We start from the raw sequence: 16,040 nt of genomic DNA, 5'->3' as shown, positions 1-16,040 counted from the left end.
CGCCCGGGCGCCCCCGGGGCGTGCGGGGGGTGCGCCGCATCGGCCCGCGCGCCGGGGCCCCCCCCCCGGCCCCCGCCACTACCGAATCCTGATTTCATCCAATGAAAAGCCCCCGGTTCGGCCGTCCCGCGATCTGTAGGGGGGCGTAGTTAGGGGGCTGGATGAATCGATTGTGTTGTCGTGGGCAGGAGCGCGCAAGCGGCATAAGCGACGTGTGCGGTAGCGCCGGGCCATGCCCGGCGGTCACGCCTCAGGCGATCGCGATCCCCGCCTTGCCCAGCGCCTCGCGCACCATCGCGTCGTTGGCGTCGGTCACCGGCTTGGTCAGCTCCCACAGGAATTTCACCCGGAAGCCGGACTTCACCGCGTCCTGCGCGCTCCACAGCACGCAGTAGTCGCGGGCCAGGCCGCATACGTGCACTTCGCGGATGCGGCGTTCGTGCAGCCAGCCGGCCAGGCCGGTGGCCGGGCGCTCGCCATCGGGGCCATGGTTCTCGCGGAAGGCGCTGTATGAATCCACCTGTTGGCGCGTGCCCTTGCGCAGGATCAGGTCGGCCACGGTCCAGTCCACGCCCGGATGCAGCGCGGCACCGGCGCTGCCCTGCACGCAGTGGTCCGGCCACAGGGTCTGCGGCTGCGCGTGCAGCAGGATGGTCTCGAAGGGGCGTTGGCCGGGGTGCTGGCTGGCGAACGAGGCATGGTCGGCCGAGTGCCAGTCCTGTGTTGCCACCACGGTGCGGTAGCGGCGCTGTGCCAGCAGATCGGCGATCGGTGCCACCAGCGCATCGCCTTGGTCGCAGGCCAGCGCGCCACCGGGCATGAAGTCCGGCTGCAGGTCGATCACCAGCAGGGCGACATCGGCGGGCAGGGCGGTCATGGCAGTTCCGGTACAGCAGAAGGGGCGACCAGCGTGGCCGCCCCATGCCCACACGTCAATCGCCCTGCGGCGTCTCAGCGTCCTGCCCGTAGTACAGCAGGCCGATCTTGATTCGTTCGCGGCCATTCTCGCGGCGGTGGCGGTTGGCATCGCGCAGCGAGTACACGCAGCCGCAGTATTCCTGCTGGTAGAACTGCTCGCGCTTGCTGATCTCGATCATGCGGCTGGCACCGCCGCCCTTGCGCCAGTTGTAGTCCCAGTACTGCAGGCCTTCATAGCGCGACGCGGCACGGTTGCCGCAGTCGTTGATCTGCGCCATGTTCTTCCAGCGCGAGATGCCCAGCGACGAACTGATGGTGTCGTAGCCGTGCTCGTGCGCGTACAGCGCAGTGCGCTCGAAGCGCATGTCGAAGCACATCGTGCAGCGGATGCCGCGCTCGGGCTCGTTTTCCATGCCGCGTGCACGGCTGAACCAATTGTCGGTGTCGTAGTCGCAGTCGATGAACGGGATGTCGTGCTGTTCGGCGAAGCGGATGTTCTCCTGCTTGCGCAGCTCGTATTCCTTCACCGGGTGGATGTTGGGGTTGTAGAAAAAGATCGCGTAGTCGATCCCGGAGGCGGTGATCGCCTCCATCACTTCGCCGGAGCAGGGTGCGCAGCACGAGTGCAGCAGCAGGCGCTGGCCGTTTTCGGGCAGGGACAGGGTGGGGCGTTGGAGCTCGGTCATCGTCAGGTACCGCATGGACCGCCGGCAACGGCGGTGGCCCATGCATCAGCGCGTGGGTGAACAGGTCTGGCCGGAAACCGTGAACAGGACGCACGCGGCCGCACCGCCTGCACGCGCAGGACAACGACGGCCCCGGCAACCTCCCCGCGGAGATTCCAGGTCGAGTCAGGGGACGGTCGTGTCCCCCGGCCGGGGCCGGTATTCGGGCTGATGGACACGGGCCGCAGCCCACCTACTACCTGCCGCTTCCCAGGCGTGAGCCCAGTGCTGTTGGCAGGATTCGTTTCCATTCACCGCTGCGGGGCAGCTCCGGAATGGGCGCGCAAGGCGCCTTCACCGGATTCCCGTTCAAATCCCTGCCGCCATCAATGCCACGGCAAGGATACCTTCGGCGTGCCCACGGTGGACGCGTCGGGGCCAATGGTCAAGGGCCAATGAAAGCGCAGGGCTGTGGCTCGCTTCTCAGGCTGTGAGAGCGCCTCTTGCCATACTGGGCACCGACAGACGGGAGGTGGCTCGTGGCGGCGAAGTACTGCGATCTGGTCATGAAAGGCGGCATCACCAGCGGCATCGTGTACCCCAATGCGGTACTGGCGCTGGCGCGCGAGTATCGCTTCAAGAGCATCGGCGGCACCTCAGCCGGCGCCATCGCTGCAGCCGTAGCGGCCGCGGCGGCATGCGGTGATCGCCGCCAGCAGGCCGGCGAGCACCTGCCCGGCGATGCCGGCTACGGCGGGCTGTCGGCGGTGTCGGCGCAGCTGTCGCGGCGCGGCTTCATCTACAGCCTGTTCCAGCCGGCACGGGGCGCGCGCGCCGCCTATCGGTTGCTGGTGGTGCTGACCGGCAATGCCGGCCTGCCACACAAGCTGCTGTGCCTGGCCATCGCGGTGTTCGAGATTGCGCCACTGGAGGTGCTGGTGTCGCTGGCGCTGCTGCTCGGCCTGGGCTGGTGGGGCGGCGGTTGGAGCGGCGTGGCCGCCACGCTGCTGCCATCACTGCTGTGCGCGTATGGTGCCGGCGTGGCCGGTGCCGCGCTGCGGGTGGCGCGGGTGGCGCGCCGTAACCTGCTGGGCCTGTGCAGCGGCCTCGGCCGCGATGCACGCACGCCGGCGTTGACCGAGTGGCTGCATGAATGCCTGCAGCAGCTGTCCGGCAAGCCGCTGGATGCACCGCTCACGTTCGCCGACCTGCACGATGCGCCGCGCTATGCCGGCGAGCCGGACAGCCCGCATGCGATCAGCCTGCAGATGATCACCACCTGTGTGTCGCACAACGAGCCGCGCACGCTGCCGCTGGGCGGCGCGCAGTTCTGGTTCCTGCGCGAGGAGTTCGAGCAGCTGTTCCCGGCCAGCGTGGTGCAGTGGCTGGTGACGCAGGCCGGCCCGCCACTGGAGGTGGAAGGGCGCCGGTACTACCACCTGCCGCAGGGCCCGAAGCTGCCGGTGCTGGTGGCCACGCGCATGAGCCTGAGCTTCCCGCTGCTGATCAGCGCGGTGCCGTTGCATGAGCCCTCACGCCGCGAGCGTCGCTGCGAACCGACCGCACCTGCGGCCGACCAGGAGCACAACGTGGCCGACAGCATGGAAGGGCTGACCAGTGCCGGGCAGACCTGCGGACCGGTGATCACCGCGTTCCGCATCTGCTGGTTCTCCGATGGTGGCATCAGCAGCAACTTCCCGATCCACCTGTTCGATGCCGCGTTGCCGCGCTGGCCAACCTTCGCCATCAATCTGGTCTACCCGCAGCACGCCGAAGACGTGAGCCACGGCAGCAGTGGCCGCCAGGCGCTGGAACACGCCGTGTTCCTGCCCACCGAAAACCGCCACGGCTGGCAGCGTACCTACCAGTCGATCGCCACACCGCTGGCCGCTGCGGAGCTGGGCCGTTTCCTGTTCGCGGTGGTGGCGACCATGCAGAACTGGCGCGACCTGCTGCAGGCGCGCGCGCCGGGTTACCGCGACCGCATCGTGCATGTGAGCCTGCAGGGCGACGAAGGCGGCATGAACCTGGACATGCCACAGGAGGTGCTGACCCGCATCGCCGACAAGGGCAGCCTGGCCGGTGCGCGCTTCTGTTCGTTCTCGTTCGAGAACCACTATTGGATCCGCTGGCGCAACCTGGCCTCGGCCTACCAGCGCTACACGCTGGAAGTGGCGCGCACCGACGACCTGGCGCAGCAGGTACTGGCCTACCGTTCAGCTTATTCGATGGTTGCCAGTGGCCAGCCGACGCCACCGTCGTACAAGCTGGGCTCGGAAGACAAGCGGCTGGCATCGCAGCAGTTGTGGGGGCTGATGGTCGAGCAGGGACGTACCTGGGAGGACCTCGGCCCGGACCTCACCGACGGCGCACCGCGCCCGCTGCCGCAGATGAAGGTGACGCCGATCTACTGATCTCCGCCGCGGCCGATTGAACTGTTCTTGTGGGTGCCGACCTTGGTCGGCATGATCTGCTCCCTGCGGTGCTTCATCGCCAGGGTGCAACCACCGCATCACCCTGCAAGGGTGCATACAACGGCAGCGCCAGCTCCTGCTTCACCCAGCCCGGATTGAGCGCACGCAGGCCGGCCAGGTATTCGCGGGCCAGCGCGAAATCACCTTGCCGCATGGCCAGGCGCGCAGCGCGCGCCCAGGTACGGTCCCAGCCGTGGGCCAGTGACAACGAGGACGCCAGCGCAGCGCGCGCACCTGCCACATCGCCGTTCTCCCAACGCTGCTCGGCCTGGATGATCGCCTCGTTGGACAGGCGCATGTCGTACAGCTCGCGCAGCCTCGCGACCGCACGCGGGTCGGCGTCCACGCGCAGGTCGGTGTCCTGCCAGTCGCCTCCTGGCGTGCGCACCAGCAGCGCGGCCGACCACTGCCCACTGCGCTGGCCGCCCGCGGCCTGGCCGGCTTCCAGCGCCGCCAGCAGGCGTGTGGCCAGCGCTCCGTGCGAAGCCGTAAAGGTACGTTGCATTGCCGCCAGCACGTCCGGTCCGGCCAGGCCATTGCCCTGCACGCTCAACATGCCGTCGCCGTGCGCACCGGCCCAGCTGGCCTGCTGCGCGGTGGCGCCGGTGTACTGCGCATTGCCGCCGCGCGCACTGACCAGCCCCACCTGGCGCTCGGCGAGGGTGGTGCCATCGAAGTTGCCGTCTTCATCCAACAGCTGCTTCAGCACCTGCGAAGGCGTGCGACCTTTGGCCAGTAGTTCAAGGCCTTTCGACCCATAGGTCGGGTTGGTCTCGAACTGGCTGGCGACCGCGCCCACTTTGGCCTGTGCCCACGGCACACCCACGCCCCCGACCGCCAGGTTGTGCGTGGCCACCGCCACCCCGCAGTCGCCGGCCTCGTTGCAGGCGGCAATGGAAAAGGTCGCCCACGCCGGCGCGGCGGTGGCAGTGAGCAGCAGGGCCAGGCAAGAGCGCAACAGGGATATAGGTGTCTCCATGGGCGGGCATTGCAATGGGATGCAGCCTACGCACGAAAGGTTTAGTAGATCCACGCCATGCGTGGATGGAATCCGATCGAGATCGAATATTTCGAACCTTCATCGAAACGCATCCACGCATGGCGTGGATCTACCGTGTCGACCAAGGTCGACACCCACCAACAGCAGCGTGCCGACCAACGGTCAGCACCCACCAACAGCCGCGGGAAACTGTCGAAGGCGGGGTGGGTCCGGTTGCGGGGGCGTGAGCCGCATGGGCCCGAGGCATGCCTCGGGCGGGTTGGGCAGGACGCCCAACCCCGGTCTTGCCGTGTGCGCAGGACTGCGCACACGAGCAAGCGGCGACCGAGCTTACATGGGTGAGGGCGCTTTGCTTGCGAAGCATTGCTTCGCAAGCGCCCGAACGCACAGCCGCCAGCGGCTGGGCCGGGCCCCGGAGGGGGACTTGCAGCGTCCCCCGCAACCGGATCCACCCCGCCATCCCACGGAAAGCCCGCTGTTGCTTTTGCTGTTGCCTTGGATTGAAGCAGGTGCAGGGCGCAGCCCTGCCGAACCAACCCTACCGCCCCGGCAACTGCGCGAACGCGCGCTGCATGCAGTCCTCGCGCGGACACACCCGGCAACCTGGCCCAATCGACACCGAATTTCCCGGGCTCTGCACATCCAGCCCCAGCGAATAGACCAGCCGCTCGGCATGCTGCAGGTCGCAGCCCAGCGCCACCGCGAAGGTCTTGCGCGGCTGGCCATGGCCCACCGGGCCACTGCTGACCTGCCGTGCCAGCCAGAAGTGGCGCCGGCCATCGGGCATGCGCGCGGTCTGCGTCAGGATCCGCCCCGGCTGGTTGAACGCCTCGTAGACGATCCACAGCGGGCACGAGCCACCCACCTGCGAGAAGTGGAAATCGGTGGCGGAGTGGCGCTTGGATACGTTGCCGGCGCGGTCCACCCGGATGAAGAAAAACGGCAGCCCGGGCGCACTGCGCCGCGCCAGCGTGCTCAGCCGGTGGCAGACCGCTTCGAAGCCGACGCCGAACTGGTGCGCCAGCAGTTCGATGTCGTAGCTGCTGGCTTCGGCCGCACGCAGGAAGCGCATGTACGGCATCACCAGCGCGCCGGCGAAATAGTTGGAGAGACCGATCCGCGCCTGCGCGATGCGTGCCTCATCGGTGAACCCGGCGCGCGCCACCACCGCATCGATCTGCGGCAGGTAGCCGTGCAGCGCCAGCTCGGCGGCCATCTGGAACGCCTGCTGGCCGGGCTCCAGGTAATCGGGCAGCCACAGCCGCCGCGCACCGGCATCGTATTGCCGCTTTTCGCGCCCGGCCTGCAGTGCGGCCACCTCCACCAGCACGCCATGGCGGTCGGCCAGCAGCTGGCGCAGCCGCGGTGCCACGTGCCCGGGGGACAACCCCCACTCGGCGAACAGCTGCTCGGCCAGCTCGTCCAGCTCGGGAATGTGGTTGTGCATGCGGTTGAAGAACTCGCGTACCTGGTCGCCGGCCGGCAGGGTGCTGCCGGCACCGGGCTCGCCCAGCTGGAATTCCAGCGCGGCGGCATGCTCGCGCAGCGCCAGGTGGCGGCGGTGCAGGTCCAGCAGCGCGCGGCTGACCTGCGGCAGGTTGCCAGCGAGGGCGCGCAGCTCGGTCGCGCTGACCTCGGCCAGGCCTAGGTCGCGCAGGGTTTCGCCCAGCGCTTCCTGCAATGCCGCAGGCTCATCTTCGTCGAACAGCGCCGAAACATCGCCGAGTACCTGACCCAGCTTCTTCTGCACCGCCGGCGTCAGTGGACGTTTGTTGCGCTCGATCTGGTTCAGGTAGCTGGCCGACAGCCCCAGCGCCCGTGCCAGATCCGCTTGGCTGTAGCCGCGCTGCTCGCGCAGCCGCAGCAGGCGCAGGCCAAGTTGTCGCTGGGGGGCTGAATAATTCACAGAATTAACATGAATCGTCTGGCGTGTTGGCCAGATTAAGCGGATTCAGCCCGGAAATCGAGGTGGGTGCTGTGAATAATGCCAAGCATCTTTCGCACCCTGTGGGATTGTCGTCATGACTGTTGCAGCGCCCCGTATCCGCATGCTGATCGATGGCCAGTTCGTTGAATCGGCCACCTCCCACTGGCAGGACGTGATCAATCCGGCCACCCAGGACGTGCTGGCCAAGGTGCCGTTCGCCACCACCGGCGAAGTGGACGCCGCCGTTGCCGCTGCCAAGGAAGCCTTCAAGACCTGGCGCAAGACCCCGATCGGCACCCGTGCGCGCATCTTCCTGAAGTACCAGCAGCTGATCCGCGAGAACATGAGCGAGCTGGCCCACATCCTCACCGCCGAACAGGGCAAGACCCTGCCCGACGCCGAAGGCGATGTGTTCCGCGGCCTGGAAGTGGTCGAGCACGCCGCCGCCATCGGCAACCTGCAGCTGGGCGAACTGGCCAACAACGTGGCCAATGGCGTGGACACCTACACGATCATGCAGCCGCTGGGCGTGTGCGCCGGCATCACCCCGTTCAACTTCCCGGCGATGATCCCGCTGTGGATGTTCCCGATGGCCATTGCCACCGGCAACACCTTCATCCTCAAGCCGTCCGAGCAGGACCCGATGGTCACCATGCGCCTGGTCGAGCTTGCGCTGGAAGCAGGCATTCCGAACGGCGTGCTGAACGTCGTCCACGGCGGCGAGGAAGTGGTCAACGCGATCTGCGACCACCCGGACATCAAGGCCGTGTCGTTCGTCGGTTCCACCCGCGTCGGCACCCACGTCTACAACCGTGCCTCGCTGGCCGGCAAGCGCGTGCAGTGCATGATGGGCGCCAAGAACCACGCCGTGGTGCTGCCGGACGCCAACAAGGAACAGACCCTCAATGCGATGGTCGGCGCCGCCTTCGGTGCCGCGGGCCAGCGCTGCATGGCCGCCTCCACCCTGGTGCTGGTCGGTGAAGCACGCAACTGGGTGCAGGACCTGGTCACCAAGGCCAAGACCCTGAAGGTCAGCGGTGGCACCGTCGCCGGCACCGACGTCGGTCCGGTCATTTCCTGCAGCGCCCGCGAGCGCGTGGAAGGCCTGATCGCCTCGGGCGTGGAGCAGGGCGCCAAGCTGGTGCTCGATGGCCGCAAGCCGCAGGTCGATGGTTTCGAGAAGGGCAACTTCGTCGGCCCGACCATCTTTGCCGGTGTCACCACCGACATGCGCATCTACCAGGAAGAAATCTTCGGGCCGGTGCTGGTCATCCTCGAAGCAGAGACGCTGGAGGAAGCCATCGCGATGGTCAACAGCAACCCGAACGGCAACGGCACCGCACTGTTCACCCAGTCCGGCGCCGCCGCGCGCAAGTTCCAGGAAGACATCGACGTCGGCCAGGTCGGCATCAACGTGCCGATCCCGGTGCCGGTGCCGCTGTTCTCGTTCACCGGTTCGCGCGCCTCCAAGCTGGGCGACCTGGGCCCGTACGGCAAGCAGGTGGTGCTGTTCTACACCCAGACCAAGACGGTCACCGCGCGCTGGTTCGATGACGAGACGCTCAGCCATGGCGTCAACACCACGATCAGCCTGAAGTAACGGCAGGAGCAGCCATGAGCCACTCGATGACGACGGAACTGGAAGAAGCGCAGCAGGCGTACCGCGAGGCGGCGCGCGACTTCGCACAGGCCGAACTGGCGCCGCACGCCGCGCGATGGGATGCGGAGGGCATCTTTCCGCGCGAGGCGATCGCCAAGGCCGGTGAACTGGGCTTCTGCGGCCTGTACATGGACCCGGAAGTGGGCGGCAGCGGCCTGAGCCGACTGGACGCCGCCGTCGTCATCGAGGAGCTCGCCAACGTGGATCCGTCGACCGCGGCGTACATCAGCATCCACAACATGGCTTCGTGGATGGTGTCCACGTGGGGCCAGCCGGCGCTGCGCGATGCGTGGGGCCAGGATCTGGCCGCCGGCCTCAAGCTGGCCTCGTACTGCCTGACCGAACCCGGTGCCGGTTCCGACGCGGCCTCGCTGAAGACCACCGCCGTGCGCGATGGCGACTTCTATGTGCTGAACGGCTCGAAGGCCTTCATTTCCGGCGCCGGTGCCACCGAGCTGCTAGTGGTGATGGCGCGTACCGGTGGTGCCGGTGCCGGCGGTGTCAGCGCCATTGCGGTGCCGGCCGACCTGCCGGGCATCAGCTTCGGCCGCAAGGAAGAGAAGATGGGCTGGAACAGCCAGCCCACCCGTGGCATCACCTTCGAAAACGTCCGCGTACCGGTCAGCCACCTTCTGGGAGAGGAAGGCGGCGGCTTCAAGCTGGCGATGAAGGGGCTCGATGGCGGCCGCATCAACATCGCCGCCTGCTCGCTGGGCGCTGCGCAGGGTGCGCTGGACGCTGCACGCCGCTACATGGGCGAGCGCCGCCAGTTCGGCAAGGCACTGGCCGAGTTCCAGGCGCTGCAGTTCAAGCTGGCCGACATGGTCACCCAGCTGGTGGCCGCCCGGCAGATGGTGCACACCGCTGCGCGCAAGCTCGATGCCGGTGCCAGCGACGCCAACGTGTGGTGCGCGATGGCCAAGCGCTTCGCCACCGATGCCGGTTTCAACGTCTGCAACGAAGCACTGCAGATCCACGGTGGCTACGGCTACATCCGCGAATACCCGATCGAGCGCCTGCTGCGTGACTGCCGCGTGCACCAGATCCTGGAAGGCACCAACGAGATCATGCGGGTGATCGTTGCCCGTCACCTGCTCAACACCGAAGAGGAACTGCGATGAAGGATTGGCGTACCCAGGAGCACGTGGGCCTGAAGGTCGAGGTGGATGGCCACACCGCCGTGGTCACCCTGAACAACCCGCCGGCGCATACCTGGACCGTGCACAGCCTGTCGGCGCTGCGCGACCTGGTGGGCGCGCTCAACGCAGACCGCGACATCTACGCGCTGGTGATCACCGGTGACGGCGAGAAATTCTTCTCCGCCGGTGCCGACCTCAACCAGTTCGCCTCCGGCGACAAGGCCGCTGCACGTGAAGCCGCGCGCCGCTTCGGTGAAGCCTTCGAGGCGCTGTCCGGTTTCCGTGGCGTGTCGATCGCCGCGATCAACGGCTACGCCATGGGCGGTGGCCTGGAATGCGCGCTGGCCTGCGACCTGCGCATCATTGAAGACCATGCCCAGGTTGCGCTGCCAGAGGCCACCGTCGGCCTGCTGCCCTGCGCCGGTGGCACCCAGAACCTGCCGCGCTTGGTTGGCGAGGGCTGGGCCAAGCGCATGATCCTGCTGGGCGAGCGCATCAACGCCGAGACCGCGCTGCGCATTGGCCTGGCCGAAGAAAAGGTCGGCAAGGGTGAAGCCAAGGCGCTGGCGCTGGAATGGGCGAAGAAGGCCGGCAAGCAGAGCCCGACCAGCATCGCCGCCTGCAAGACCCTGGTGCAGGCCACCCGCACCGGCACCCACGCTTCGGCGCTGGTGGCCGAACGCGAAGCCTTCGTCGATCTGTTCGACACCGCCGACCAGGTCGAGGGCGTGACCGCCTTCCTGGAAAAGCGCGCTGCGCAGTGGAAGAACGCATGAGCACCGACACCGCTGCCGACGACGCACCGGTGCTGTTCGAAGAGCGCGCAGCCGGCAACGGCACGCGCATCGGCATCGCCACGCTCAATGCGCCGCGTACGCTCAACGGTTTCTCGCTGCCGATGGCACACCTGCTGCTGAAGCAGTTGAATGCCTGGGCCGACGACGATGGCATCGCCATGGTGGTGCTGCAGGGTGCCGGCGAAAAGGCGTTCTGCGCCGGCGGTGACCTGCACAGCCTGTACAAGAGCATGGTCGACTTCCGCGAGGCCGGCCGCAGCGACATCCGCGAGAACGACTACGCGGCCGAGTTCTTCGACGTTGAATACCGCGTCGATTACCTCATCCACACCTACGCCAAGCCGATCCTGTGCTGGGGCCACGGCATCGTGATGGGCGGCGGCATCGGCCTGATGTCCGGCGCCAGCCACCGCGTGGTCAGTGAGCGCTCCAAGCTGGCCTTCCCGGAAATCACCGTCGGCCTGTTCCCCGATGTGGGTGGCAGCTGGCTGCTGCCGCGCGTGCCGGGCAAGGGCGGCCTGTTCCTGGCCCTGACCGGCGCGCTGCTGAACCCGGGCGACGCCATCTACGCCGGCCTGGCCGATGTGCACGTGGCCGAAGAACGCCGCAGCGCGGTGTTCGACGCGCTGCTGCAGGTCGCGTGGTCCAGCAACGCCGCACACAACCACGAACGGCTCAGCCATCTGCTGCAGTCGCATGCCAGCGATGCTGCCACCGGCCCGCTGCTGGCCAATGCGGCGCAGGTTGATGCGTTGTGCGAAGGCGATGACCTGCAGGCCATCATTGCGCGCATTGCCGGTCTGCAGACCGACGATGCCTGGCTGCAGGCAGCACAGAAGACCCTCGCCGCCGGTGCACCCGGTTCGGCACGGCTGTCGTACGAACTGCAGCGCCGCAGTGCCGGTCAGGACCTGGCCGCGATCTACCGCCTGGAGTACATCGTCGCCCTGCATTGCGCCGCCCACGGTGATTTCGCCGAAGGCATCCGCGCGCTGCTGATCGACAAGGACCGCAATCCGCAGTGGAACCCGGCCACCCTGGCCGAGGCCACCGGCGCGTGGGCCGACACCTTCTTCGCTTCCCCCTGGGCCGATGCCGCGCATCCGCTGGCCGACCTGGGCACTCCCCTTGTTGAAAGGAGCCTTGCATGAGCCGCATTGCATTCATCGGGTTGGGCAACATGGGTGGCCCGATGGCCGCCAATCTGGTCAAGAACGGCCATACCGTGCGCGTGTTCGATCTGGTCCCGGCCGCGGTGCAGGCCGCCGTCGATGCCGGTGCCAGCGCGGCCGCGTCGGCGCGCGAAACCCTGGCCGATGCCGAGGTGGTGATCTCGATGCTGCCGGCCAGCCGCCACGTCGAAGGCGTGTACCTGGGCGACGACGGCATCCTCGCCGCGATCCCGGCCGGTGCGCTGGTCATCGACTGCAGCACGATCGCCCCGGCCAGCGCCCGCAAGGTCTCCGAAGCCGCTGCCGCACGTGGCCTGCAGATGATCGACGCGCCGGTATCCGGCGGTACCGCCGGTGCCCAGGCCGGCACCCTGACCTTCATCGTCGGTGGCGAGGAGGATGCGCTGGAGCGCGCTCGCCCGGTGCTGCAGGCGATGGGCAAGAACATCTTCCATGTCGGCGCCAGCGGTGCCGGCCAGGTCGCCAAGCTGTGCAACAACATGGCGCTGGGCGTGATCATGGCGGTCACCGGCGAAGCCATCGCCCTCGGCGTGGCGCATGGGCTGGACCCGAAGGTGCTGTCGCAGATGATGGCGGTCAGCACCGGCCGCAGCTGGGCCACCGAAGTGTGCAACCCGTGGCCGGGCGTGCTGGAAAACGCCCCGGCCTCGCGCGGCTACAGCGGCGGCTTCGGCAGCGATCTGATGCTGAAGGACATGGGCCTGGCGGTGGAAGCGGCGATGAGTGTCGGCGCTTCGATTCCGCTGGGCGAAGTGGCCCGCAACCTGTACTCGATGAACCACCAGGCCGGCCGCGGCAAGCTGGATTTCTCCAGCGTCGTGCAGCTCATCACGAGCGAGAAGTGACCTGGTAGCGCCGGCCGCTGGCCGGCAACCTCATGCCCCCGTGCGGGACAACGAAGGTGGGATGGGCGGATGTTCGGTTTCGACCGGCATCCGCCCATTTTTTTCTGCAGTGGTAGTGCCGGCCGCTGGCCGGCATCACCGCATCAGGCAACGATCAGCGTCACGTCGATGTTGCCGCGGGTGGCGTTGGAGTACGGGCACACGATGTGCGCCTTCTGCACCAGATCTTCCACCTGCTCGCGCGGCACGCCCGGCACGTTGATGGTCAGCTCGGCTTCGATGCCGAAACCGGTCGGGATCTGGCCGATGCCGACCTTGCCGGTGACGGTGGTCTCTGCCGGCAGCGCGACCTTGGCCTGGCCGGCCACGAACTTCAGCGCGCCCAGGAAGCAGGCCGAGTAGCCGGCGGCGAACAGCTGTTCCGGGTTGGTGCCCGGGCCGCCGGCGCCGCCCAGCTCGCGCGGGGTCGACAGCTGGATATCCAGCACGTTGTCGGAGGAGACGGAACGGCCTTCACGGCCGCCGGTGGAGGTGGCCTGGGCGGTGTACAGAACCTTTTCGATGGACATCGGGATGCTCCTGGTCGGTGGGTGGGTGTTGCGATGGAGCCTACTTTGCCCGGTTTCCGCGTACGTTGGGTTGCAATGCGTACGAAAAATTTGATTGATCGTCCTGCCAGCCTAGATCGTCCATTCGCGGTCGGTGGTGAACATGATGGTCAGCCAGCGGTCCGGCGAGGCCTCGCCCAGTGCATCGCCGATCTCGTCGCGCAGCTGGTCCCATTCCACCAGGGGCCGCGGCGGGTCGTTTTCCGGTACCACGAAGAACAGCTCGATCTGCTCGCCACGCCCCACCTGGGCCACGTAGCTGCGGTGCTCGACGAAGCCGTGCTTGGCCACGATCCCGCGTGCCACTGCATCCACATGGGCTTGCAGTTCCGGCGGGGTGACCAGCAGGATGCCGGCCAGCGCCCGCCTCACTGTGCCGAGCGGGGCGATCATCACCAGCACGCAGACGAAGGCGAGGATGGCCGGGTCGATGTACGGCCCGACCCACGCCAGCGACGTGCCCTGCACCAGTACGCCGCCGAGGAAAGCCAGCAGGTAGCAGGCCGACATGCTGGCCGCGATCACCCAGTTCTTCGCGTCCAATGCGATGAACTCCGAGCCGATGCGGCGGTTGGCGCGCAGGATGAACCAGGCCAGTGCGCCTTCGCCCACGATCGACAGCCCGGCGAAGGCAATGGCCGGGCCGAGGGCGATGTGGCGGCCCCCGGACATCAACGCGTCCACCGCATTGACCAGCGCATACAGCGCCGCACCGATCATCAGTGTGCCGCTCACCCCCAGCACGATCGGCTCCAGGTGCCAGAAGCCCATGGTGAAGCGCTGGTTGAGCCGCGATTGCAGCGCATCGGTCTGTGTGGACAGCGCGATCAGGCGCGCCACCAGCAGCGACAGCCAGGTCATCACCACGTCGATCAGGCCGTAGATGCCGTCGAAGATGATCAGCGAAGAATTGGCCAGCAGGCCGAACACCACTGCGGCGGCGGCCAGCAGCAGCGAGGCGGCGATCGACAGGCGCAGCACGCCCTGTTCGGTGGCGGGGTCGAAGAACTGCGGGCGGTTGGCGGCCATGGTTCAATTGTAGAGCGGAGCCAGGCTCCGCTGCCTTTCGCTGCCTTCGCCGGCCAACCGCTCTACCCCCGTAGGGCCGCTTCCCGTAGACTGCGCCCCTCCCACGTACCGACGCCCGCCTGCAGTGATCACGCCACCCTGACCCTTGCCGCACATCGGCAGCCGGCCCGCCCGGCTCAGGAACCCGTGTCTTTCCACTGCAGCGCCATGCGGCTACGCCCGCCTGCGCGCGGAGCTTTCCCATGCAAACGTCCTACCCCCTGCGCCAGCAATGGCTCGGCAACATCCGTGGCGACCTGCTGTCCGGCATCGTCGTCGCCCTGGCCCTGATTCCCGAGGCCATCGCGTTCTCGCTCATTGCCGGCGTCGACCCCAAGGTTGGCCTGTACGCCGCGTTCTCGATTGCCGTCATCACTGCCATTGCTGGCGGCCGCCCTGGCATGATCTCCGCCGCCACCGGTGCGATGGCGCTGGTGATGGTCGACCTGGTCAAGGACCATGGCCTGCAGTACCTGTTCGCCGCCAGCATCCTGGCCGGCCTGCTGCAGGTGCTGGCCGGCGTGTTCAAGCTCGGCTCGTTGATGCGCTTCGTCTCGCGCTCGGTCATCACCGGCTTCGTCAACGCGCTGGCGATCCTGATCTTCCTGGCGCAGATGCCCGAGCTGATCGGTCGCGGTCCTACGGTCTACGTGCTGTGCGCCGCCGCGTTGGCGATCATCTACCTGCTGCCACGGATTACCCGCGCGGTGCCGTCGCCTCTGGTGGCCATTGTGGTGCTGACCGCCGTGGTGATCGGCTTCGGCGTGGACGTACGCAGCGTCGGCGACATGGGCCAGCTGCCCGACAGCCTGCCGCATTTCCTGCTGCCCGATGTGCCGCTCACCTGGGAGACGCTGCGCATCCTGCTGCCGGTGTCGGCCACGCTGGCCGTGGTCGGCCTGCTCGAATCGATGATGACCCTGCAGATCGTCGAGGACATCACCGAGACGCCCAGCGAGCGCAACCGCGAATGTGTCGGCCAGGGCGTGGCGAACACGGTCACCGGCTTCCTCGGTGGCATGGCCGGTTGCGCGATGATCGGCCAGTCGGTGATCAACGTGACCTCCGGTGGCCGCGGCCGCCTGTCCTGCCTGGTGGCTGGCGTGTTCCTGCTGGTGCTGGTGGTGTACGGCAGCGAACTGGTACGGCAGATCCCAATGGCGGCGCTGGTGGCGGTGATGATCATGGTCAGCATCGGCACCTTCAGCTGGCGCTCGCTGCGCGACCTGCGCACGCATCCGCGCAGTTCCTCTGCGGTGATGCTGCTGACCGTGGTGGTCACCGTGGCTACCCACGATCTGGCCAAGGGCGTGCTCAGCGGTGTGCTGCTGTCGGCCCTGTTCTTCGCGCGCAAGGTTGGCCGCATGCTGGACGTGCAGCGCGACGATGCCGGTGACACCCAGGTCTACCGCGTGCGTGGGCAGGTGTTCTTTGCCTCGGCAGGGCAGCTGGGTGCGGCGTTCGATTACCAGCACGTGGCGCCGAAGGTGCAGATCGATCTGCGCGATGCCCACCTGTGGGATCTGACTGCCGTGGCCGCGCTGGAGCGGGCGCAGGAAAAGCTGGCCGCGCATGGGGCGGAGGTGACGGTGGTGGGGCTCAATGCGGCCAGCCAGACCCTCATTGAACAGGTGGGTGGCAAAGGCGCTGCTGGCAGCGCGCATTGACGCTATCGGCTCTCGTGGAGCAACTGCAACGCCATGGCCGCTGTTGCGGTTGCTGCATCTTCAGCCTGTGAACCCCACC

13 protein-coding genes and 1 riboswitch are annotated in these 16,040 nt (G+C 67.5%); of the genes, 7 read left to right on the top strand and 6 right to left on the bottom strand.

Annotated features, from left to right (window positions below; all coding sequences use genetic code 11):
• Positions 1 to 250: 250 nt before the first annotated feature.
• Entirely contained in the window at positions 251 to 877 is a 627-nt protein-coding gene (gene pncA / locus V3B48_RS11120) for a bifunctional nicotinamidase/pyrazinamidase (RefSeq protein WP_329893747.1), read from the bottom strand.
• A gap of 55 nt (positions 878 to 932) precedes the next feature.
• Positions 933 to 1,604: an epoxyqueuosine reductase QueH gene (locus tag V3B48_RS11115; RefSeq protein ID WP_329893746.1), complete on the bottom strand. Its 672-nt coding sequence runs from the start codon at positions 1,602 to 1,604 to the stop codon at positions 933 to 935.
• Between the two features lie 175 nt (positions 1,605 to 1,779).
• Positions 1,780 to 1,995, bottom strand: a riboswitch (cobalamin riboswitch).
• Positions 1,996 to 2,122: 127 nt separating this feature from the next.
• On the opposite strand from V3B48_RS11115, the gene V3B48_RS11110 reads away from it, so the two are divergent.
• Positions 2,123 to 3,997, top strand: a complete 1,875-nt coding sequence (locus tag V3B48_RS11110) for a patatin-like phospholipase family protein (RefSeq protein WP_329893745.1) — start codon at positions 2,123 to 2,125, stop codon at positions 3,995 to 3,997.
• A 73-nt stretch (positions 3,998 to 4,070) separates the two neighbouring features.
• Here V3B48_RS11110 and V3B48_RS11105 read toward each other — a convergent pair whose 3' ends face one another.
• Both V3B48_RS11105 and V3B48_RS11100 read right to left on the bottom strand, forming a co-directional pair.
• Positions 4,071 to 5,015, bottom strand: coding sequence for a DUF1028 domain-containing protein (locus V3B48_RS11105; protein WP_329893744.1), 945 nt, complete (start codon positions 5,013 to 5,015; stop codon positions 4,071 to 4,073).
• Positions 5,016 to 5,595: 580 nt separating this feature from the next.
• Positions 5,596 to 6,963 (bottom strand): short-chain fatty acyl-CoA regulator family protein, encoded by a 1,368-nt coding sequence (locus tag V3B48_RS11100; protein WP_329893743.1) that lies wholly within the window; start codon positions 6,961 to 6,963, stop codon positions 5,596 to 5,598.
• A 115-nt stretch (positions 6,964 to 7,078) separates the two neighbouring features.
• Between V3B48_RS11100 and V3B48_RS11095 the strand changes: the two genes are divergently transcribed.
• Genes V3B48_RS11095 through mmsB form a run of 5 tightly spaced genes read left to right on the top strand, consistent with a single transcriptional unit; the run spans position 7,079 to position 12,618 of the window.
• Positions 7,079 to 8,584 carry a CoA-acylating methylmalonate-semialdehyde dehydrogenase gene (locus V3B48_RS11095; RefSeq protein WP_329893742.1) on the top strand — a complete coding sequence of 502 codons (1,506 nt, stop codon included), beginning with the start codon at positions 7,079 to 7,081 and terminating at the stop codon, positions 8,582 to 8,584.
• A 14-nt stretch (positions 8,585 to 8,598) separates the two neighbouring features.
• Positions 8,599 to 9,765 carry an acyl-CoA dehydrogenase family protein gene (locus tag V3B48_RS11090; RefSeq protein WP_154261960.1) on the top strand — a complete coding sequence of 389 codons (1,167 nt, stop codon included), beginning with the start codon at positions 8,599 to 8,601 and terminating at the stop codon, positions 9,763 to 9,765.
• Positions 9,762 to 10,559 carry an enoyl-CoA hydratase gene (locus V3B48_RS11085; RefSeq protein WP_087921197.1) on the top strand — a complete coding sequence of 266 codons (798 nt, stop codon included), beginning with the start codon at positions 9,762 to 9,764 and terminating at the stop codon, positions 10,557 to 10,559. Before V3B48_RS11090 ends, V3B48_RS11085 begins: the two co-directional genes overlap by 4 nt.
• Positions 10,556 to 11,731 (top strand): enoyl-CoA hydratase/isomerase family protein, encoded by a 1,176-nt coding sequence (locus tag V3B48_RS11080; protein ID WP_329893741.1) that lies wholly within the window; start codon positions 10,556 to 10,558, stop codon positions 11,729 to 11,731. The genes V3B48_RS11085 and V3B48_RS11080 overlap by 4 nt, the downstream gene beginning before the upstream one ends.
• Positions 11,728 to 12,618: a 3-hydroxyisobutyrate dehydrogenase gene (gene mmsB, locus V3B48_RS11075; RefSeq protein ID WP_004136647.1), complete on the top strand. Its 891-nt coding sequence runs from the start codon at positions 11,728 to 11,730 to the stop codon at positions 12,616 to 12,618. The genes V3B48_RS11080 and mmsB overlap by 4 nt, the downstream gene beginning before the upstream one ends.
• A 143-nt stretch (positions 12,619 to 12,761) precedes the next feature.
• On the opposite strand, the gene V3B48_RS11070 is transcribed toward mmsB, so the two are convergent.
• Together V3B48_RS11070 and V3B48_RS11065 are read right to left on the bottom strand one after the other, a co-directional pair.
• Complete coding sequence (locus tag V3B48_RS11070; RefSeq protein WP_004136651.1) at positions 12,762 to 13,187, bottom strand: organic hydroperoxide resistance protein; 426 nt, start codon at positions 13,185 to 13,187, stop codon at positions 12,762 to 12,764.
• Positions 13,188 to 13,298: 111 nt separating this feature from the next.
• The gene (locus V3B48_RS11065; protein ID WP_032128195.1) at positions 13,299 to 14,255 is read right to left on the bottom strand and encodes a cation transporter; all 957 of its coding nucleotides are present in this window, start codon (positions 14,253 to 14,255) and stop codon (positions 13,299 to 13,301) included.
• A gap of 242 nt (positions 14,256 to 14,497) precedes the next feature.
• Here V3B48_RS11065 and V3B48_RS11060 point away from each other — a divergent pair, with 242 nt between their 5' ends.
• Positions 14,498 to 15,961, top strand: a complete 1,464-nt coding sequence (locus V3B48_RS11060; protein WP_329893740.1) for a SulP family inorganic anion transporter — start codon at positions 14,498 to 14,500, stop codon at positions 15,959 to 15,961.
• The last annotated feature ends 79 nt before the right edge of the window (positions 15,962 to 16,040 follow it).

The organism is Stenotrophomonas sp. SMYL20, assembly GCF_036320045.1.
Classification (GTDB): domain Bacteria; phylum Pseudomonadota; class Gammaproteobacteria; order Xanthomonadales; family Xanthomonadaceae; genus Stenotrophomonas; species Stenotrophomonas maltophilia_A.
The sequence above is the reverse complement of the archived record's forward strand: the minus strand, read 5'-3'. Positions and strand labels throughout refer to the sequence as shown.